This window comes from Streptomyces alboniger, assembly GCF_008704395.1.
GTDB classification, from domain to species: Bacteria; Actinomycetota; Actinomycetes; order Streptomycetales; family Streptomycetaceae; genus Streptomyces; species Streptomyces alboniger.
The window spans coordinates 3,672,335-3,690,491 of sequence record NZ_CP023695.1 but is presented as its reverse complement, the minus strand read 5'-3'; the positions used below and the strand labels follow the sequence as shown (position 1 = coordinate 3,690,491).

Genomic DNA, 18,157 nt, shown 5'->3' with positions numbered 1-18,157 from the left:
CTGGTCGTAGTCTTTGTGAACATGAAGAGCCCCCTGTTGTCCCTGCCCGGCGCCGTCCCCGCCGAGGGCGTGGACGAAGGCGTCGCCGCCCACTACGGCGAACTGTTCCGTGAGCAGCGCGCCCTCGCCGACGGCGCCGGTTTCGTCGACCTCTCGCACCGCGGGGTGGTCACCGTGACCGGCTCCGACCGGCTGAGCTGGCTGCATCTGCTGCTCACCCAGCACGTCAGCGAGCTGCCGGCCGGCCAGGCCACCGAAGCGCTGATCCTCTCCGCCAACGGCCATATCGAACACGCGCTCTATCTCGTGGACGACGGCGAGACCATCTGGGCGCACGTCGAGCCCGGCACCCAGGACGCGCTCATCGCGTACCTGGAGAGCATGAAGTTCTTCTACCGCGTCGAAGTCGCCGACCGGACCGACGAGTTCGCCGTCGTCCACCTGCCCGCCGGTTCGATCGCCCCGGCCCCCGAGGGCGTCGCCGTACGCGAGACGGCACACGGCCGCGACCTGTTCCTGCCGCGTACGGACCTGGAGTCGTACGCGGCCGAGAACGGCCCCGCGGCCGGGCTCCTCGCCTACGAGGCGCTGCGGGTGGAGGCCCACCGGCCGCGCCTCGGCTTCGAGACCGACCACCGCACGATCCCCCACGAGCTGGGCTGGATCGGCACGGCCGTGCACCTTCAGAAGGGCTGCTACCGCGGGCAGGAGACGGTCGCCCGCGTCCAGAACCTGGGCAAGCCGCCGCGCCGCCTCGTCTTCCTCCACCTGGACGGGAGCGAGGTGCATCTGCCGGTCGCGGGGACGCCCCTCCAGCTCGCCGCCGACGGGGCCGAGGGCCGCAAGCTCGGGTTCATCACGACCGCCGTACGCCACCACGAGCTGGGGCCGATCGCGCTCGGGCTCATCAAGCGGAACGTGCCGGTGGACGCGGAGCTGGTCGCCGGGGACATCGCCGCTGCTCAGGAAGTGGTCGTTCAGCCCTAGGTCACATCTCCAGGAGCACCGTGAACGGGCCGTCGTTCGTCAGGCCCACCCGCATCTGCGCCCCGAAGCGGCCCGTCGCCACCGTCGCGCCGAGGGAGCGCAGCTGGGCGACCACCTCGTCGACCAGGGGTTCGGCGACGGGGCCGGGGGCCGCCGCGTTCCAGGTGGGGCGGCGGCCCTTGCGGGCGTCCCCGTAGAGCGTGAACTGGCTGATGACGAGCAGCGGCGCGTCGATGTCGCTGCACGACTTCTCGTCGGCCAGCATGCGCAACGACCAGAGCTTGCGGGCCAGTTGGGCCGCCTTCTCCTTGGTGTCGTCGTGCGTGACGCCCACCAGGACGCACAGACCCTCGCCGCTGATCTCGCCCACCGTCGCGGGGCCGTCCTCGCCCTCGACGACCACGCTCGCGCCGTCGACCCTCTGCACCACTGCTCGCATACGGGCCATCATGCCGTGCCGGGTGGGGGCGGCCGGGTCGGGTGGCGTCCCGGGTGGCCGGGGTGGCCGGGGTGGCCGGGGTGGCCGGGGTGGCCCATCCAGGGGCTCCAGATCCCCCCATCCGGGGCCGATTCCGGGCACTCATTCACATAGTGGCCACTCGGGGTGGCACGATGCTCACACGCGGTGCACCCGCGTCGGCCGGTCGAGGGGACGGTAGAGCGATATGAGCACACCAAGTACGGGGCAGTCGCCCGGCCGGGTCTCGCTTCGGCGTACGGCGGTCCCGCGTCCACCGAAGCAGCGCACCGGCAGCCCACTGCTGCCCGAGGTGCCCGAGCACGATCTGGCCGCGCGGCGCCTGCCCGAGCTTCGGGAGCTGCGCCGGGCGGCGCAGCAGGACGAGGCCGATCTCAGCTATGTGCGGCGGCTGCTTCAAGGGCGCATCGACATCCTGCGGGCCGAGATCGCGCGCCGCGGGGACTCGCCGGCGCCCAGGCCGGAGGCGGCCGTCGTCGACCGGCTCTCGGAGATCCTCGCGGACGCCCCGGCCCGGCACCGCTCCTCGGCCCGCCACGTCACGCTCGGCACCCCGCACAGCGAGGAGTACCGCCTGCTGGCCACGGAGATGCTCGCCGAGGTCGAGCTGTCCGACCTGGCGGCCCGCACGGACGAGGAACTGCGCACGGCCATGGGCCGCCTCGTCCGCTACGAACAGCAGGTGTCGCGGCGCAGGCAGTCGCTCCAGCGCACGGCGGACGATTGCAGCGGGGAGATCGCCCGGCGGTACCGGGAGGGCGAGGCGCAGGTGGACGACCTGCTGGTGTGAGCGGGGCGGGCGGCGGGGGTGAAAATCCCGTGCGGCGGCGGTGGTGCGCTGCCTAGCGTGGGCGCATGAGTGATGTTGAGGGCGATGTCGAGGTCAGGGCCATCACCGACGCCGAGTTGCCCGCCTGGCTGAGGGCCGTGCAGGCGGGGTTCCTCCAGGCGCGGGCCGGCATGTCTGACGAGGCCGTGGCGAACATACGCGCACGCGGGGCCATCGGAGGCATGCGGGGCGCCTTCGACCGCGGCCGCTGTGTAGGCACCTACCGGTCCTTCCCGCAGGAGCTGACCGCGGTGGGCGGCGCGGCCGTCTCCGCCAACGCCGTCTCCGCGGTGACCGTCTCCCCGACCCACCGGCGCCGCGGCATCCTCACCCGCATGATGACCGCCGACCTCGCGGCGGCGAAGGAGCGCGGTGACGTGGTCGCCACACTCATCGCCGCCGAGTACGCGATCTACGGCCGGTTCGGCTTCGGGCCCGCGACCTCGGTCACCGAGTGGACGGTCGACGTGACGCGCTCGGGGCTCGACCCGCGCTGGTCGGGTCCTGAGGAGGCCGGTGCCCGTATCGACCTGGTCGACGGCGACGACGTACGCAAGTTCGGTCCCGAGCTGCACGAGCGGTTCAGGGCCGTGCGGCACGGCGCCATCACCCGCGACGAGCACTGGTGGCTGAGGAGCACCGGGCAGCAGGTGACCCCCGAATTCCCGTGGGACGAGCCGTTCTACGCCCTTTACCGCGACCCGTCGGGGCGCGTCGACGGCCTGCTCGTGTACGAGACGACGCACGACGAGTGGGGCGACTCCCTGCTGCCGCGGAACACCGCGACCGTGCGCTCGATGACCGCCGTCACGCCGGCCGCCGAGCGTGCCCTGTGGCACTACGTCTGTTCGGTCGACAAGGTCGTCACGGTGAAGAGCGGGTGGCTGGCCCCCGACGACCTGCTCCCGCACCTCCTGCCGGACCCGCGCGCGGCCCGCGTGACCGGGCACGCGGACTGGCTGTGGGTGCGGATCCTGGATGTCGTACGGGCCCTGGAGGCGCGGACGTACGGCGGGGCGGGCACGCTCGTCCTGGAGGTCGCCGACCCGGCGGGGCTCGCGGGTGGGCGCTACCGGCTGGAGGCGGCGCCGGACGGCGGGGCGGTGTGCTCGCCGACGGGGGCTGAGCCCGATCTCGCCCTGGACATAGCGGAGTTGGGGCGGCTGTGGCTCGGGGACGAGTCCGTGGCGCGGCTGGTGGCGCTGGGGCGGGTGGCGGAGGAGCGGGCCGGGGCGGTGGCGGTCGCCGACGCGCTGTTCGCCACGGCCCGGCGTCCGTGGTGCCAGGACCTCTTCTGAGGTGGGCCATGTGTGAGCCCCGGCTCCCCCGTAGCCGGGAGCCGGGGCTCGGTTTTCCGCCGGTCGGTCGGACTCCCGGCTCCCCTCCGGATGGGAGCCCGGCCAGCCGGGTCTGTGCAGCCGGGCCGTCAGCCCGACTGGGCGAGGAGCAGGACGAGAAGGGCTGCCCCGACCCCGCCGATCTTGGCGCTCCTGGCCTTGATCCCCACGGTGAGCAGGACGAGGGCGACGATGCCCAGCGGGCCGTACTTCCACTGGATGAGCTGCTCGAAACCGATGGCGAGGGCGGCGACGACGATGGCGATGAGCGGCATGATGTTCCCTCCTTGGTGGCCAACCCCGGAAGGGCCTGACCATGTCGCCAAAGTTGGCTACCAACTTCAACTGACTTATCTCCGCTGGGAGTCGACTCATAACCACCTTTCCTGCAACTCCCCTAAGATGGCGCGAAGTTGTACTGTTTGGTTGTGAGTACGGAACACGCCCCCGTCAACGGGAGCAAGAGGCGTCGTTCCCACCGCGAGGTGGCCGACGTGCTGCGTGACCGGATCAGGTCCGGGTCGCTGCGGCCGGGCCAGCGCATGCCGACCCAGGCCGAGCTGGCCGACGAGTTCGGCGTGGAGCGCGGAGCCGTGCGCGAGGCGCTGCGGATCCTGCACCGCGAGCACCTTCTGTCCAACGTGTCCAAGGGCAGCCCCGCCACGGTGGCGAAAGCCCCGGAGCGGGCACTCGACGGGGCGGCGTCGGTGCGTCCCCAGCCCACGATGGTCGGCCTCGCGCCCCGCATCGCGTCGGCCTTCGAGGCCCCGCACGTGGAGATAGACGCGCTCTGTCTGACCTCCGTCTCCCTCACCATGGCGATCGGCGAACCGCTGCGGCAGATCCACGCCGGACAGCGCAAACCGGCCAAGGTCGACGTCCGGGTGCTGCTGCCGAGCCGTGACATCGACCTGGCGTTCCCCGCGCCGGTCGACGGCGGCGACGACGAGGGCGGCTGGGTGCACCGCCGCTGGCTCGACCAGCGCAACGCTCAGGGGCAGGTGCTGCGGCACAACCTCCTGGCGTTGCGGGCCTCGCACGGGATCGACGTATCGGTGCAGTTCCGCGCGCTGCCGTTCACCCCGCCGGTGAAGCTGTACCTGATCAACGGCACGGAGGCGCTCTTCGCCTACTACACACTCACCAAGCGGGACGAGGAGATCGGCCAGGAGTCCCTGGAGATGTACGACGCGCAGGGCACGCAGTCGATGCTCTTCCCGTTCCAACAGGGGGACGGGTTGCGGGACACGACGTTCGTGGAGCAGTCCCACCTGTGGTTCAACGCCCTGTGGAACACGATCAGTCAGGATCTGAAGCTGGCGGCGGGCTGACCGCCGCGGTCACCGTGCCGGGCCGGTCACAGCGCCGGGCCGGTCACCATCAGGGCGAGGACGGCGGCGCCGATGGAGCTGCACGTGTGGTTCCTCGCCTTGAGGCCGATGGTCAGCAGGAGGAGACCGGCGATGCCCATCGGGCCGTACTTCCACTGCACGAGCTGTTCGACGGTGACGGCGACCAGGGCTGTGAGGAGGGCTATGACGGGCATGATGGTGGTTCCCCCTTCTACCATCTTGACCAAGTTGGCAGCCAACTCTGCTTTAGTTGTCCCCACTTGGTACGACTAAATAAACAACTTCCCATCAACTGCCCTGAGATGGCGGTCAGTTGTATCGTTTGGTTGTGACCCAGGAGAACGTTGCAGTGAACGGCAACAGGAAGCTCTCGTCCCAGGACATCGCCGACGCCGTACGTGATCGCATCCGGGCGGGTGAGCTGCGGGCGGGGGACCGCCTGCCGACCCAGGCGGAGCTGGCCGAGGAGTTCGGCGTGGAGCGCGGTGCCGTGCGCCAGGCGATGAGGAAGCTCCAGAGCGAAGGCCTCCTGTCCAACGTCAGCAAGGGCAGCCCGCCCCGCGTCGCCGAGGCGGGCCCGGCCCCCGCGAGCCGGGGCCCGCAGCCGTCCATGGTCGTCCTCGCGCCCCGCCTCGCGGAGGCGTTCGCGGCGACGGAGGTACGGATCGACGTCGTGTCGTACACCGCCGAGACCCTGATGGTCGCCCTCGGTGAGCCGGTCCGCCTGATCCACGAGGGCCGTATCCGCCCCGAGTCGATCAAGGTGCGCATCCTGCTGCCGAGCAGCGACATCCAGCTGGCGTTCCCGGTGCCGATCGCGGGCGACGCGGAGAGCAGGGAGCGGCTCCACCAGCGCTGGCTCGCTCAGCGGAACGCGCAGGGGCAGGTGCTGCGGCACAACCTGCGTGCGCTGCGGTCCTCGCACGGGATCGACGTCGACGTCACGTTCCGCGCGCTGCCGTTCACCACGCCGGTGAAGCTGTACCTGCTCAACGGCCGGGAGGCGCTCCTCGCGTATTACACGCTGGGGCCCGCGCAGCTCGAAATGGACCCGGACGGTGACGGGGAGATGCTGGACCTCTACGACGTGCCGGGCGTCAAGGTGCCCCTCTTCTCCTTCGAGAAGTCCGGGCAGGGCACCCGCGACGCCACGTTCGTCGACGAGTCGCAGAAGTGGTTCGACGCCCTATGGGCAACCATCACAACTGACCTGACACTCTCTTAGGTGACCTCTGACCCGACACAATCCGACACGGTGTGGCCCGAGATGCTCGACGAGGAGACCGAAAGGCTCCACGATCTGATCGGCCCTGTTCGTTTCGTGCTCTTCGACTTCGACGGTCCCATGTGTGACCTCTTCGCCGGACTCCTGGCCGAGGACGTGGCGAGGGAAATGGTGCGGCGTCTGGAGGGGTGGGGCCTGCGCGACCTGCTCACCACGGACGAGCGGCGGGAGCCCGACCCCTACGTGCTGCTGCGCGCCGTCGACCGCCGCAGCCCCCGCGGCGAGCTGGTGGAGGAGCTGGAGGCGTGGCTCACCCAGCAGGAGCTGAAGGCCGTGGCGAACGCCTGGCCCACGGCGCACGTCGATCCGCTGATCCGCACCTGGACGGCCGTCGGTGTCCGGCTGGCCGTGACCACCAACAACGCCCCGGCCGCCGTGAGCACCTACCTGGCCTCCCGCGGCCTCCTGGAGTGCTTCGCCCCGCACATCTACGGCCGCACCCAGGATCTCGGCCTGCTCAAGCCGCACCCCCACTGTGTGCACCGCGCCCTGCGAGCCATGGGCGCCGATCCGGGGGCGGCCCTGATGATCGGCGACAGGCCCTCGGACTTCCTGGCGGCCCGACGGGCGGGCGTGGGCTTCCTGGGCTTCGCGCGCAACCCGCGCAAGGCCGGACTGCTGCGCGGCGCCGGCGGGACGCACCTCGTGTCGTCCCTGGAGCCGGTCCTGCGCTGTGTGCGCGACGGGAGATGCTGACAGGGCCGTAAGGCGAGCCAGCAGGAACGGTTCGGTGAGCTACGCTCTGCGCTCATGCCGTCACCTCCGCCTCGCTTCCCCCACGAGGCGCCGAAGAGCGGTCGCCGCGAGTCGTGGATCCGACGTCTCGCCGACTCGCACAGGGACCATCCGGACCGTGAGGTCGTGGCGGGTCACCACAACATCAACTATGTCGTGCCGCTGAGCTGGCCCCTGGCCGTGCTGCTGATCACGATGCCGTTCCGGGCCCGGGTCAAATGCCGGATGCCGCGCGAGGCCGTGGAGGTGGTGCCGCGCATCTGGCCCAGCGAGACGGAGCTGCTCACGGTGGTGAGCCGGCGGCTCAAGGAAGTCCCGCGCTGCTTCCGGGACTTCGGGGACTGGTCGCTGCACTCCTACCGGGCGGGGAAGGCGCTCTGTGAGGTCCAGCCCGACGGGCCCGTCGGGGAGGCGATGATGCGCTCGCTCGCCGAGTTCTTCGCCAGGGCCGCGGACGTGCCCGAGAAGGAGCTGCCGCCCAGGCCCGACGGCTGGCCCGAGCCGGGGCGGAGCCAGGAGTTCCTCGACTGGCTGATCGGCTTCACCGAGAACCAGGTGCACCGGCCGAACCGGCGGCGCTTCGAGGGCCTCTTCGGCGCGGTGGGCATCCACTCCGACGTCATGACCGCCTTCCGCGCCGACCCGGACCACCGGCGCCTGACGCCCCGCCCGTTCGGTCTCCTCCACACCGACGTCCACCGCGGCAACATCGTCGTCGACCGCCGTCATGTGGCGGTCATCGACTGGGAGCTGGCCATGTACGGCGACCCGCTGCACGACCTCGCCACTCATCTCGTACGCATGGAGTACGAGAAGGACGAGCAGACCCGGATGCAGGAGCTGTGGGCCGAGGCGATGGACCGTGCGGGCCACCGGGACATGACCGAGGGCATGGCCGCCGATCTGCCGGTCTATCTGGACTTCGAGTACGCCCAGTCCGTGTTCCCCGACATCATGCGGGCCGCGCTCGACCTGACCGCGTCGGCCGGTGGTCCGGACGACGCGGACTACGCGCTCGCCTCCGCGCGGGTCTGCCGGGCCCTGCGGCGCGCCGCCGAACCTCTGAAGCTGGCCGAGGTGCCGGACGCGCGGGTGGCGGAGCGGGCCCTGCGGGACTGGTACGCGGGGCCGTTCGGCCGGTCGGCGCCTAGCGGGTGTGCCTCCCGAACAGGAACGCCGACAGGGCCACCGCGAGGATGAGGATGCCCCCGCACCAGGCCAGGGCCAGCCAGGGGGTGTTGCCCACCGGCTGGTCGAGGAGGAGGCCGCGGAGGGATTCGATGACCGGGGTGACCGGTTGGTGGTCGGCGAAGACGCGGAGCCAGGAGGGCATCGTGTCCGTGGGGACGAAGGCGCTGCTGGGGTAGGGCAGGAAGCTCACGAAGAAGGTGAAGCCGCCCGCCGCCTCGGAGGACCCGGCCAGCATGCCCACCGTCGCCGAGAGCCAGGACAGGGCCACGATGAAGGCGATCAGCACGGCGAGCGCGGCCAGCCAGCCCGCCGGGGTCGCCGACGGGCGGAAACCGATGGCGAAGGCCAGGGCGAGGACGAGCGTCGTCGCGACGAGGTTGCGGGCCGTGGAGGCGAGGACGTGGCCCGCCAGGATGGGCGTGCCGCCGATGTCCATCGAGCGGAACCGGTCGATGATGCCGCCCTTGAGGTCCTCCGTCACGGCGATGGCCGTGTTCGAGGAGCCGAAGCCGGCGCAGAGGAGCAGCACGCCGGGGACGACGTACGTCACGTACCGCGTGCCGGTGTCGATCGCGCCGCCGAAGAAGTACACGAAGATCAGGAGCAGCATCACCGGCATGGCGAGGGCCGTGATCAGCGCGTCCGTGGTGCGGCGGCTCAGGCGCAGGGAGCGGCCGGACATGATGAGGGCGTCAGGCGTGTGCATGGGCGGGGTCCTGGTTCCGGTTCTGGTCCTGGTGGGTGGTGGGCGAGTTCTTCGGCTGGGTCAGGCTCAGGAAGACGTCGTCCAGCGTGGCGCCGCGAAGGGCGAAGTGCTCGATCTCGGTGTGGTGGGGGTCGAGTTCGTCGAGGAGGGCGCGTACGTGGTGGGCGGAGCCGTCCGTGGGGAAGCCGAGGGTGAGGGTCTCGGGGGAGTGGTGCGTCGCCCCCGGTGCCGCCGTCGCCTTCGCGCTCGTGGGGGCCGGGGCCGTCAGGCGTAGGTAGGCCTCCCGGGAAGTGAGGGTGAGGTCCAGGCGGTGGTCCGCCACGCGGGACTTGAGCGCGGCCGCCGTGCCCTCCGCCACCACCCGGCCCTCGTGCAGGACCGCGATGCGGTCGGCCAGCCGGTCTGCCTCCTCCAGGTACTGCGTGGTGAGGAAGACCGTCGTGCCCCGGGCCGTCAGTTCACGGACCACGTCCCACATCTCCTTGCGGCTGCGCGGGTCGAGGCCCGTCGTCGGCTCGTCCAGGAAGATCACCTCGGGGTCGCCGACGAGGCCCGCCGCCAGGTCCACGCGGCGGCGCATGCCTCCGGAGTACGTGGCGACCAGGCGGTCGGCGGCGTCCGTGAGGTGGAAGCGGGCGAGCAGTTCGGTGGCGCGGGCGCGGGCCGCGGGGCGGGACAGGCCGGCGAGCCGCGCCATCATGCGGAGGTTCTCCGCGCCGGACTGCTTCTCGTCGACCGCCGCGAACTGGCCGGTCAGGCTGAGGGCCCGGCGCGCCTCGCGGCGGCGCGTGCGGATGTCGTGGCCCGCGATCCGCGCGGTCCCCGCGTCGGGCTCGGTGAGCGTGGCGAGGATGCGGACGGTCGTCGTCTTGCCCGCGCCGTTCGGGCCGAGCAGCGCGAAGACCGTGCCGGGCGGGACGTGCAGGTCGATTCCGCGGAGGACGTGGACGGGCCCGTAGGACTTGTGCAGGCCGGTGGCCTCGATGGCGGGCATGCGGGCATCTCCTCTGGTTACTGCGTAAGGCCTACGCATTACTGTTTAAGGGTTACGCAGAACTACGATGTGCGTCAAGAGCGGGTGAGCGGAGAGGGGTGGCGCGTGACGGCCGGCAGAAGCGAGGGCACGGGGCTGTCCGTCGGGCTCGAAACGGCCTGGGGGCTGCGGGAGCGGCCCTCCAAGGGGCCGAAGCCCGGCCTCAGCCTGGAGCGCATCGTCGAGACGGGCATCCGGGTCGCGGCCGCCGAGGGGATCGACGCGGTCTCCATGGGGCGCCTCGCCAAGGAACTCGGCGTCTCGACCATGTCGCTCTACCGGTACGTCTCCGCCAAGGACGATCTGTACGTCCTGATGCAGGACACGGCGATGGGCGCCCCTCCGCGGCGGCCGGACTCCGCGGGCGGCTGGCGGGCCGGTCTCGAGTGGTGGGCGCGGGGGCAGCGTGCCGTCTTCCAGCGGAACCTGTGGCTGCTGCGCATCCCCATCTCCTCGCCGCCCGCCTCGCCGCACGGTCTGGAGTGGATGGAGCGGGGTCTTGAGGTCCTCGACGGCAGCGGGCTCGACGACGGCCGGAAGATCTCCGTGATGCTGCTGGTCGGCGGCTACGTCCGCAACGAGGTCTCCCTCATGGCCGACCTGGAGGCGGCGATGCGGGCGCGGGGGGCCGCGCCGGACGAGGTCATGCGGCGGTACGCCCGCACGGTGGACGCGCTGACCGCGGCGGATCCCGGGCGGTTTCCCGGGGTGCGGCGGCTGCTGGGGGCGGGGGTGCTGGAGGTGCCGGACGAGGACGACACCGAGTTCGAGTTCGGGCTCGCCCGGGTGTTGGACGGGGTGGCGGTGTTGGTGGAGGGGCGGGGCTGAGGGGGTCGGGGCTGAGGGGGGGGCGGCCTGGGCCGGGCTCGGGGTGGAGGCTACGCGTAGCGCGTGAGGCCTGAGCGGAGTTGGGAGAACGCCCTGTTGGCCGAGGTCACCGCGTCGGGCCAGACCTCGTCCGCGGCCTCGCCGGAGGTCACCCGGCGCCAGTTCTCCTCCGCGAGGATCCGCTGGACGGCCACGATCTGTCCTGCGGCGAGCCGCGCCTCCAGGCGGTTGCCGCCGTGCGCGGCGGTCAGCGCCTCGGTCAGCGCCTGTTCGGAGCGGTTCTGGTAACCGTGCAGGCGGGCCACCAACGACGGTGTTCCGTACAGGAGTTGGTGGAAGGCGAGGACCGCGGGGGCGTCGCAGAGGCCGGTCACGGGGTCGCGGCGTTCGAGGCCGTCCAGGAAGTGCCGTTGCAGCGCGTCCAGCGCGGCCCGTCCGGCCGGACGGCCGGCGACCACGCGGGCCGCCTCGTCCTCGTGGTCGGCGAACCGGTGCAGGACCAGGTCCTCCTTGGTCGCGAAGTACCGGAAGAGCGTCGGCTTGGAGATCTCCGCCGCGGCGGCCACCTCCGCCACCGACACCTTCTCGAAGCCCCTCTCCAGGAAGAGAGCGATCGCCGCCTCGGAGATCGTCGTGTACCGCTGCTGCTTCTTGCGGCTCCGCAGGCCGGGCTCGGGGGGTAGGGCGAGGGGCGGGGCAGGGGGCTTCGCTTCGGTCATGGGGGGAGTCTATGGGGGTTGGTTACCCGGTTACGAATGTGACCGGGTCATGAATGTTACTCGGTATCTAATTTAACTCGGTTACATTAGTCTGGGCGTATGGATGCGTCAGACCACTCGCCCCTCGCCCTCGAACGCAGCTACCACGACGCCTGCCGCGCCGCCCTGACCGGCATGGTCGAAGGCGCCCAGGAACAAGTGGCCGGAGGGGCGGATGTGTCCGCGTCCGGTGCCGACGCGGAAGTGCTCGGCTACCAGTTCCGCAGCCACGCCAAGGCCCTCCGCGAGCTGCCCGAAGCGCCCCTCTTCTTCGGCCGCCTCGACTTCGCCGCCGACGGGCCCCACGCCGCGGAAGCCGGTGACCACCGCGGGCAGCGCTACTACATCGGGCGGCTGCGTGTCACCGAACATCCCTCCGCGCCGCCCCTGGTCGTCGACTGGCGCGCGCCCGTCTCCCGCGCCTTCTACCAGGCCGGCGCCCTTGCCCCGCAGGGCGTCGCCGTCCGCCGCCGGTTCGGCTGGGCGCCCGGCAGCAAGGGCGACTCCACCGACCTCACCGGCATGGAGGACGAACATCTGGCCGACGCCGACGCCGACGCCGACGCCGCCGGAAGCGAGGCCCCCCAGGGAGGGAGCCGCATCGTCGCCGGGGAGATCGAGCGGCCCCGCGTCGGCCCCATGCGGGACATCGCCGCCACCATCCAGCCGGAACAGGACGACCTCGTACGCGGTGAACTCACCGCCTCCATCTGTGTGCAGGGCGCGCCCGGCACCGGCAAGACGGCCGTCGGGCTGCACCGCGCCGCGTATCTCCTCTACACCCACCCTCAGCGCGTACAGCGTTCCGGGCTGCTGATCCTCGGGCCCAACCGCACCTTCCTGCGCTACATCGCCGAGGTGCTGCCCTCCCTCGGCGAGACGGGCGTGCGGCAGTCCACCGTGCTGGACGAGGTCGGGCGGCATCCGGTGCGCGCCGAGGACGGCGAGGCGGCCGCGCTGGTCAAGCACGACGCCCGGATGGCCGAGGTACTGCGCCGCGCGCTGTACTCCCGCGTCCGGGCGCCCGCCGACTCCCTCGCGGTGCCGGACGGGTCGTACCGCTGGCGGGTGCCGCGTGAGGAACTGGAGCGGATCGTCGAGAGCGTGCGGGGTGAGGAGCCGCCGTACGCCGTGGGGCGCGAGCGGGTGCGGAGCCGGGTCGTGCGGGCCGTCCAGGAGCAGGCCGAGCGGCGGTCCGGGCCGCGGAACAACACCTGGGTGCAGAAGATCGGCCGGTCCCGTCCGGTGAGTGCCCTCGTCGAGCAGGTCTGGCCCAAGGTCAGGGCCGATGAGGTGCTCGCGGAGGTGCTCGGTGATCCGGATGTGCTCGCCGCCGCCGCCGAGGGGGTCCTCGGGGCCGAGGAGCAGCGGGCGATCGTGTGGCACAGGGCCCCGCGTTCGTACAAGTCCGCGCGGTGGGGCCCCGCCGACCTGGTGCTGATGGACGAGGTGCAGGGGATGCTGGAGCGGCCCGAGGGGTACGGGCACATCGTCGTCGACGAGGCTCAGGACCTGTCGCCGATGGAGTGCCGGGCCATCGCGCGCCGCGTCGGCTTCGGTTCACTGACCGTGCTCGGCGATCTCGCGCAGGCCACCACGCCCTGGGCGGCACGCAGTTGGCGCGACCTGCTCGGTCATCTCGGCAAGCCGGACGCCACGGTGACGCCGCTGACCACCGGGTTCCGTGTACCGAAGGCCATCGTCGGGCTCGCCAACCGGCTCCTCGCGCACCTCGACGTGGACGTGCCGCCCGCCCGGTCGATGCGGGCGGACGGCGAGCTGCGGGTGCGCGAGACCCGCGATGTGGCGGCCGCCGTCGTCGAGACCGTGCGGGGCGCCCTCGGGCGGGAGGGCTCGGTCGGCGTCATCGCCGCCGACGCGCAGACCGGGTCGCTGCGCGCCGCCCTGGACGCGGCCGGCATCGCGAGCGCGGGCCCCGACGAGCTGGGCGCGCGCGTGACCGTGCTGCCCGCCTCGCACGCCAAGGGCCTGGAGTACGACCATGTCGTCGCCGTCGAACCGGCCGCGATCGCGGCGGCCGAGCGGCGCGGCCCGCACCGGCTGTACGTCGTGCTGACCCGGGCCGTCTCGCGGCTGGACGTGGTGCACAGCCTGCCCCTGCCGTGGGCGGCCTGGACGGAGAACGGGCTGGTCAGCGCTCCAGGACCGACTCCATGACCGCCTTGGCGATCGGCGCGCCCAGCTTGCCGCCCGCGATCTCCGAGCGGGGGATGTTCATGTGGGACGGGTCGACGAAGACCGCCACCGCGACCGGTGACTCGCCGTCGCTGTTCTTGGCGTAGGAGACGAACCAGGCGTACGGGCGCTCGTCGTTGACGTCCGCGCCGTGCTGGGCCGTGCCGGTCTTGCCGCCGACCGTGACGCCGTCGATCCTCGCCTTGTTGGCGGTGCCCTTCTCGACGGTGTTCTCCATCATCTCCTGCACCTTCTTCGCGGTGTCCTCGGAGACGGCCTGGTTCAGCTCGTGCGGCTCGGCCTTCTCGACCGTGGTCAGGTCGGGGCCGCGCAGCTCCTCGACGAGGTACGGCTTCATGACCTTGCCGTCGTTGGCGAGGCCCGCCGTGACCATCGCCATCTGGAGCGGGGTGCTGGTCAGGCTGCCCTGGCCCATGCCGGTCAGGGCGGTCTGCGGCTTGTCCAGCTCCTCCGGATAGCTGCTGGCGACCGCGCGTACGGGGATGAACTGCTGTTCGTTGAAGCCGAACTGCTCCGCCGTCTCGCGCATCTTGTCCTTGCCGAGCTTGAGCGCGATGTCGAGGAAGACGTTGTTGCAGGACCACTGCATGCCGGTCTTCATCGAGACGTCGTCGCAGTTGGCGTCGGGCACGTCGTTGCCGATGCGGGTGGAGCTGAGGGGGAGTTTGTACGGAGTCCTCGCGCCGGTCGGCTCGTCGATGTCCGTCACCACGCCGTGCTCCAGGGCGGCGGCCGCCGTGAGGATCTTGAAGGTGGATCCCGGCGGGTAGATCTCGCGCAGGGCGCGGTTGCTGAGCGGCTTGTCCGCGCTCTTGGACAGGCGCGTGAAGGTGCGCCCCTCCTCCTGCGAGATGCCCGCGAAGACCGAGGGGTCGTACGACGGGGTGCTGGCCAGGGCGAGCACCTTGCCGGTGCGCGGGTCGAGCGCGACCACCGCCCCCTTGGCGTCGAGCTTCACCAGGCCTTCGTAGGCGGCCTTCTGCGCCTTGGGGTCGATGGTGGTGATGACGTCGCCGCCCTGCTGCTTCTTGCCGGTCAGCATGTCCAGGGTGCGCTTGATGAAGAGGCGGTCGTCGTTGCCGCTGAGGATGCCGTTGTGGACGCCCTCCAGGAAGGTGCTGCCCTGGGCCTGCGAGAAGTAGCCCGTCACCGGCGCGTACATCGGACCCTCCTTGAAGGTCCGCTTGTACGCGAAGTCGGTGCCCGATGTCTTCTTCGAACCGGTGATGGACTTGCCGCCGACGATGATGTCGCCGCGGGGGTGGGAGAAGGCCTCGATCTGCACGCGGCGGTTCTTCTCGTGGTTCGACAGCTTGTCGTTCTGCGCGAACTGCACCCAGTTCGCCCGCAACAGCAGGGCGAGCGTGAGGATTCCGCAGAAAAGGGCGATGTGCCGCAGCGGACGGTTCATGGTGGTGGCTCCCCCCGGCGCCGATGGATGAACGTTTCCGGTCCATCCTGTCCGCTCGCGCCACGCGGCGCGAGGCGAACCGGGGTTTTACCGGCGTTTCGGGCCGCGCAGCGCCTCGATCACGCTCGCGTAGCTGTCGGAGCCGTGGCCCGCGGCGGCGGTGCGCTCCATCGTCGACTTGAGCAGGTGGGGCAGGGAGTTGTCGATGCCGCGCGCGTGCGCGGCGTGGATGAGGTGGTCGATCGCGGTGATCTGTACGTCGACCGTGGCGTCGTCCCCCGGATACCGCCCGGCGTCCACCTGGGGCGCGTACGTCGTCACGAAACCGGAGACGGCGCCGGTCAGCCAGCGCAGGGCGATCCGCGTGAAGTCCGCGGCCGTCGTCCCGTCGGAGGTCACCAGCGCGGTGCCGTGCAGCCAGCCCGTGAACGTCGCCCACATCAGGCCGAGCAGGGCGGAGTCGTACAGCGAGGCCATGCCCGGTTCGGCGCCGAGGTAGAGCGGATCGCCCAGCGTTGCGAGGGTGGGGCGGTGTGCCTCGAACACGGCCTCCGAGCCGCTGTAGAGGAACATCATCTCGGGGTTCCCGACGCCCGGCGGGGTCGTCATGATGCCGCCGTCGAGGTAGCCCGCGCCGTGCCGGCCGGCCCACGCCGCCATCTCCACGGCCTGCTCAGGAGCGCCGGACGTGAGGTTGACCAGGGACTTCCCGGCGAGGCCGCCCGCCTCGGCCAGCGGGTCGAGGACGGCGTGCAGCGCGTCGTAGTCCAGTACGCAGACCAGGACGAGGCCGCTCGCGGCGACGGCGTCCTCCGGGGTCGCCGCCACGTGCGCGCCGGCGTCGGCGAGGGGCTTGGCCTTCTGCGGGGAGCGGTTCCAGACGGTGGTGGGGTGACCCCGGTCCAGGAGGGTGGCGGCGAGGGCGGAGCCCATGAGGCCGAGGCCGATGACGGTGACGGGGGTGGAGGCGGGGCTGGGGGCGGGGTGCGAGTGCTGTGCGTTCATGGGGATCACGCTCGCAGGGGCGGCGGATGCGAAACAGTGACAGTGGTGACGGCGCTCACCAAATTCCTGCCAGTGCTCGCCGGGAGGCCCGCTCTCGTACGCTCACGGCATGAGCGCTGGTTCCGTCGCGGTGGTCGTGGCCGAGGAGATAGGGATCCCGTCCTGGGATCTGTACGAACTGAGCATCCCCCTCACGGTGTTCGGCAAGCCACAGCCCGACCTGTCCGACCACTGGTACGACCTGCGCTTGTGCGCGTCGGACGAACACGCCGTGGGCGGGGGTGATTTCGGGCTGGCGCTGCGCACCCCCTACGGGCTCGAAGGCCTCGCCGGGGCGGACACCGTCATCGTGACCTCCGTACCGGACGCGTGCGCCGAGGAAGGCGAGCCGCTGCCGCCGGGCCTCACCGACGCCCTGCGCGCGGCCCACGCGGGCGGCGCCCGTATGGTCTCGCTGTGCACCGGAGCCTTCGCACTCGCCGAGGCGGGCCTCCTGGACGGCCGCAGAGCCACCGCGCACTGGATGCACGCCGCCCAACTGGCCGCCCGGTATCCGAAGGTGACGGTCGACGACTCGGTCCTCTACGTGGACGAAGGTGACGTCCTGACCAGCGCGGGCCTGACCGCCGGCATCGACCTCTGCCTGCATCTGGTCCGCCGCGACCTGGGCGCCCACGTCGCCAACCAGCTGGCGCGGCGGATGGTGGTGCCCGCCCACCGGCCCGGCGGCCAGGCCCAGTTCATCGACCTGTCCGTACCCGAGACGGACGACGCGGGCCTCGGCCCGGTACTGGAATGGGCCCGCGCGCACCTGGACCGGCCGCTGACCGTCGACGACCTGGCACGCCGGGCCGCGATGAGCCCCCGCACCTTCTACCGCCGTCTCCACGCGGCCACCGGCACGACCCCGCTCCAGTGGCTGCTCAACCAGCGCCTGGCGCGGGCCCAGGGCCTCCTGGAGTCCACGGACCTGCCGGTGGAGAAGGTGGGCGAGTTGAGCGGCCTCGGCACGGCCAACAACCTCCGCCACCACTTCCTCAAACAGGTCGGGGTGTCACCGGGGGACTACCGGCGGTCCTTCTTCAGCCGCCGGCCGGGCCCCGCGCTCAGCGGCGGCTGAGCAGTTCCACCATCCGCGTCGCCCCGTCGGCCCCGTGGCCCTCGGCGATGACGCGCCGCGCCAGGCCCTCGGCGGCACGCATCACCCCCGCCTCGATGCCGTGGGCCTCGGAGGTGTGGATGACGTGGGCCATCGTCGAGGCCGCCGAGGAGATCGGGTTGCCCTCGCCCGAGAAGGTGGCGTCGTCCACCTCACCGGCGGTCTCCGCGAAGACCGGGGCCATGATCGCGCCGATGCCCTCGGCGAAGGGGGCCAGCTCCCGCGCGGTGATGCCCTCCGCCTTCGCGACCGCGAGGGCGTGCATGTAACCCGTCATCGCGGTCCAGAAGATGTCGAGCAGCGCGATGTCGTACGCCGCCGCCCGGCCGATGTCCTCGCCGAGGTACGTGTGGCTGCCGCCCAGCGCGTCCAGGACGGGGCGGTGCCGCTCGTACAGCTCGGCGGGGCCGCTGTGGAGGAAGACGCCCTGGGGTGTGCCGATCGTGGTGGTCGGCGACATGATCGCGCCGTCCAGGTACGCGATGCCCTGCTCGGCGGCCCACCGCGCGGTGTCACGTGCCCGGTCGGGGATGTCGGCGCTGAGGTTCACCAGCGTGCGCCCCTTCAGCGCCGCCGTGACCGCGTCCGGGCGCAGCACGGCGTCCGAGGCGTCGTAATTGACGACACACACGACGGTCAACGGGCTCGCCGCGACCGCCTCCTCGACCGTACGCGCGCCGAGCGCGCCCCGCGCGATCAGCTCGGTGTCCCGCCCCGGCGTGCGGTTCCACACGGTCGTCCGGACCCCGGCGTCCAGGAAGGCGGAGGCGAGGGCCCGGCCCATCGGGCCCAGGCCGACGACGGTGACGGCAGACTGTTCGACGTACGACGACATGAGTCAACTCC

Annotated in this window: 19 protein-coding genes; 10 read left to right on the top strand and 9 right to left on the bottom strand. The window is 71.6% G+C overall.

Annotated elements, in window-relative coordinates; genetic code table 11:
- The first annotated feature begins 21 nt into the window (after positions 1-21).
- Positions 22-987 (top strand): CAF17-like 4Fe-4S cluster assembly/insertion protein YgfZ, encoded by a 966-nt coding sequence (gene ygfZ, locus CP975_RS16300; RefSeq protein WP_055533920.1) that lies wholly within the window; start codon positions 22-24, stop codon positions 985-987.
- Between the two features lies 1 nt (position 988).
- Here the strand turns inward: ygfZ and dtd are convergent, their stop codons facing one another.
- The gene (gene dtd / locus CP975_RS16295; RefSeq protein WP_150477042.1) at positions 989-1,426 is read right to left on the bottom strand and encodes a D-aminoacyl-tRNA deacylase; all 438 of its coding nucleotides are present in this window, start codon (positions 1,424-1,426) and stop codon (positions 989-991) included.
- A 226-nt stretch (positions 1,427-1,652) separates the two neighbouring features.
- On the opposite strand from dtd, the gene CP975_RS16285 reads away from it, so the two are divergent.
- Positions 1,653-2,255, top strand: a complete 603-nt coding sequence (locus CP975_RS16285; protein ID WP_055531422.1) for an RsiG family protein — start codon at positions 1,653-1,655, stop codon at positions 2,253-2,255.
- A gap of 65 nt (positions 2,256-2,320) precedes the next feature.
- A complete protein-coding gene (locus CP975_RS16280) occupies positions 2,321-3,592 on the top strand; it encodes a GNAT family N-acetyltransferase (RefSeq protein ID WP_055531420.1) in 1,272 nt (423 codons plus the stop codon).
- A 128-nt stretch (positions 3,593-3,720) separates the two neighbouring features.
- Here the strand turns inward: CP975_RS16280 and CP975_RS16275 are convergent, their stop codons facing one another.
- A complete protein-coding gene (locus CP975_RS16275; protein WP_055531418.1) occupies positions 3,721-3,906 on the bottom strand; it encodes a hypothetical protein in 186 nt (61 codons plus the stop codon).
- A 147-nt stretch (positions 3,907-4,053) separates the two neighbouring features.
- Between CP975_RS16275 and CP975_RS16270 the strand changes: the two genes are divergently transcribed.
- Positions 4,054-4,962, top strand: a complete 909-nt coding sequence (locus CP975_RS16270; RefSeq protein ID WP_150477040.1) for a FadR/GntR family transcriptional regulator — start codon at positions 4,054-4,056, stop codon at positions 4,960-4,962.
- A gap of 26 nt (positions 4,963-4,988) precedes the next feature.
- On the opposite strand, the gene CP975_RS16265 is transcribed toward CP975_RS16270, so the two are convergent.
- Positions 4,989-5,177, bottom strand: a complete 189-nt coding sequence (locus CP975_RS16265; protein ID WP_030784821.1) for a hypothetical protein — start codon at positions 5,175-5,177, stop codon at positions 4,989-4,991.
- 128 nt (positions 5,178-5,305) lie between these two features.
- Here CP975_RS16265 and CP975_RS16260 point away from each other — a divergent pair, with 128 nt between their 5' ends.
- The 3 genes from CP975_RS16260 to CP975_RS16250 are packed head-to-tail and all read left to right on the top strand — an operon-like array spanning position 5,306 to position 8,203.
- Positions 5,306-6,208, top strand: a complete 903-nt coding sequence (locus CP975_RS16260; RefSeq protein WP_055531414.1) for a FadR/GntR family transcriptional regulator — start codon at positions 5,306-5,308, stop codon at positions 6,206-6,208.
- Positions 6,209-6,964: an HAD family hydrolase gene (locus CP975_RS16255; RefSeq protein WP_425474253.1), complete on the top strand. Its 756-nt coding sequence runs from the start codon at positions 6,209-6,211 to the stop codon at positions 6,962-6,964.
- A gap of 54 nt (positions 6,965-7,018) precedes the next feature.
- Entirely contained in the window at positions 7,019-8,203 is a 1,185-nt protein-coding gene (locus tag CP975_RS16250; protein ID WP_070321225.1) for an aminoglycoside phosphotransferase family protein, read from the top strand.
- On the opposite strand, the gene CP975_RS16245 is transcribed toward CP975_RS16250, so the two are convergent.
- Together CP975_RS16245 and CP975_RS16240 are read right to left on the bottom strand one after the other, a co-directional pair.
- On the bottom strand, positions 8,151-8,900 hold the full coding sequence (locus tag CP975_RS16245) for an ABC transporter permease (RefSeq protein ID WP_055531412.1): 750 nt from the start codon (positions 8,898-8,900) through the stop codon (positions 8,151-8,153). The two genes, CP975_RS16250 and CP975_RS16245, sit on opposite strands and share 53 nt — an antisense overlap.
- Positions 8,887-9,894 carry an ABC transporter ATP-binding protein gene (locus CP975_RS16240; RefSeq protein ID WP_055531410.1) on the bottom strand — a complete coding sequence of 336 codons (1,008 nt, stop codon included), beginning with the start codon at positions 9,892-9,894 and terminating at the stop codon, positions 8,887-8,889. Before CP975_RS16240 ends, CP975_RS16245 begins: the two co-directional genes overlap by 14 nt.
- Before the next feature lie 105 nt (positions 9,895-9,999).
- Here CP975_RS16240 and CP975_RS16235 point away from each other — a divergent pair, with 105 nt between their 5' ends.
- Positions 10,000-10,761, top strand: a complete 762-nt coding sequence (locus CP975_RS16235; protein WP_150477039.1) for a TetR/AcrR family transcriptional regulator — start codon at positions 10,000-10,002, stop codon at positions 10,759-10,761.
- Positions 10,762-10,811: 50 nt separating this feature from the next.
- Here CP975_RS16235 and CP975_RS16230 read toward each other — a convergent pair whose 3' ends face one another.
- Positions 10,812-11,480 carry a TetR/AcrR family transcriptional regulator gene (locus CP975_RS16230; protein ID WP_150477038.1) on the bottom strand — a complete coding sequence of 223 codons (669 nt, stop codon included), beginning with the start codon at positions 11,478-11,480 and terminating at the stop codon, positions 10,812-10,814.
- Positions 11,481-11,579: 99 nt separating this feature from the next.
- Here CP975_RS16230 and CP975_RS16225 point away from each other — a divergent pair, with 99 nt between their 5' ends.
- Positions 11,580-13,697 (top strand): HelD family protein, encoded by a 2,118-nt coding sequence (locus tag CP975_RS16225; RefSeq protein WP_150477037.1) that lies wholly within the window; start codon positions 11,580-11,582, stop codon positions 13,695-13,697.
- Here the strand turns inward: CP975_RS16225 and CP975_RS16220 are convergent.
- The gene (locus CP975_RS16220; RefSeq protein WP_055532238.1) at positions 13,672-15,147 is read right to left on the bottom strand and encodes a peptidoglycan D,D-transpeptidase FtsI family protein; all 1,476 of its coding nucleotides are present in this window, start codon (positions 15,145-15,147) and stop codon (positions 13,672-13,674) included. The genes CP975_RS16225 and CP975_RS16220 overlap by 26 nt on opposite strands.
- An 87-nt stretch (positions 15,148-15,234) precedes the next feature.
- The gene (locus tag CP975_RS16215) at positions 15,235-16,152 is read right to left on the bottom strand and encodes an NAD(P)-dependent oxidoreductase (protein ID WP_150477036.1); all 918 of its coding nucleotides are present in this window, start codon (positions 16,150-16,152) and stop codon (positions 15,235-15,237) included.
- Positions 16,153-16,282: 130 nt separating this feature from the next.
- Between CP975_RS16215 and CP975_RS16210 the strand changes: the two genes are divergently transcribed.
- Positions 16,283-17,272 (top strand): helix-turn-helix domain-containing protein, encoded by a 990-nt coding sequence (locus CP975_RS16210; RefSeq protein ID WP_425474321.1) that lies wholly within the window; start codon positions 16,283-16,285, stop codon positions 17,270-17,272.
- Here the strand turns inward: CP975_RS16210 and CP975_RS16205 are convergent.
- A complete protein-coding gene (locus CP975_RS16205) occupies positions 17,259-18,146 on the bottom strand; it encodes an NAD(P)-dependent oxidoreductase (protein WP_055534130.1) in 888 nt (295 codons plus the stop codon). The genes CP975_RS16210 and CP975_RS16205 overlap by 14 nt on opposite strands.
- Positions 18,147-18,157 lie beyond the last annotated feature (11 nt).

Bases quoted from the DNA above. Each gene is read 5' to 3' on its own strand.
- CP975_RS16280 (WP_055531420.1), top strand. From the start codon at position 2,321: ATGAGTGATGTTGAGGGCGATGTCGAGGTCAGGGCCATCACCGACGCC.
- CP975_RS16275 (WP_055531418.1), bottom strand. From the start codon at position 3,906: ATGCCGCTCATCGCCATCGTCGTCGCCGCCCTCGCCATCGGTTTCGAG.
- CP975_RS16215 (WP_150477036.1), bottom strand. From the start codon at position 16,152: ATGAACGCACAGCACTCGCACCCCGCCCCCAGCCCCGCCTCCACCCCC.
- CP975_RS16250 (WP_070321225.1), top strand. From the start codon at position 7,019: ATGCCGTCACCTCCGCCTCGCTTCCCCCACGAGGCGCCGAAGAGCGGT.
- CP975_RS16205 (WP_055534130.1), bottom strand. From the start codon at position 18,146: ATGTCGTCGTACGTCGAACAGTCTGCCGTCACCGTCGTCGGCCTGGGC.
- CP975_RS16225 (WP_150477037.1), top strand. From the start codon at position 11,580: ATGGATGCGTCAGACCACTCGCCCCTCGCCCTCGAACGCAGCTACCAC.
- CP975_RS16245 (WP_055531412.1), bottom strand. From the start codon at position 8,900: ATGCACACGCCTGACGCCCTCATCATGTCCGGCCGCTCCCTGCGCCTG.
- CP975_RS16220 (WP_055532238.1), bottom strand. From the start codon at position 15,147: ATGAACCGTCCGCTGCGGCACATCGCCCTTTTCTGCGGAATCCTCACG.
- CP975_RS16230 (WP_150477038.1), bottom strand. From the start codon at position 11,480: ATGACCGAAGCGAAGCCCCCTGCCCCGCCCCTCGCCCTACCCCCCGAG.
- dtd (WP_150477042.1), bottom strand. From the start codon at position 1,426: ATGCGAGCAGTGGTGCAGAGGGTCGACGGCGCGAGCGTGGTCGTCGAG.
- ygfZ (WP_055533920.1), top strand. From the start codon at position 22: ATGAAGAGCCCCCTGTTGTCCCTGCCCGGCGCCGTCCCCGCCGAGGGC.
- CP975_RS16240 (WP_055531410.1), bottom strand. From the start codon at position 9,894: ATGCCCGCCATCGAGGCCACCGGCCTGCACAAGTCCTACGGGCCCGTC.
- CP975_RS16285 (WP_055531422.1), top strand. From the start codon at position 1,653: ATGAGCACACCAAGTACGGGGCAGTCGCCCGGCCGGGTCTCGCTTCGG.
- CP975_RS16265 (WP_030784821.1), bottom strand. From the start codon at position 5,177: ATGCCCGTCATAGCCCTCCTCACAGCCCTGGTCGCCGTCACCGTCGAA.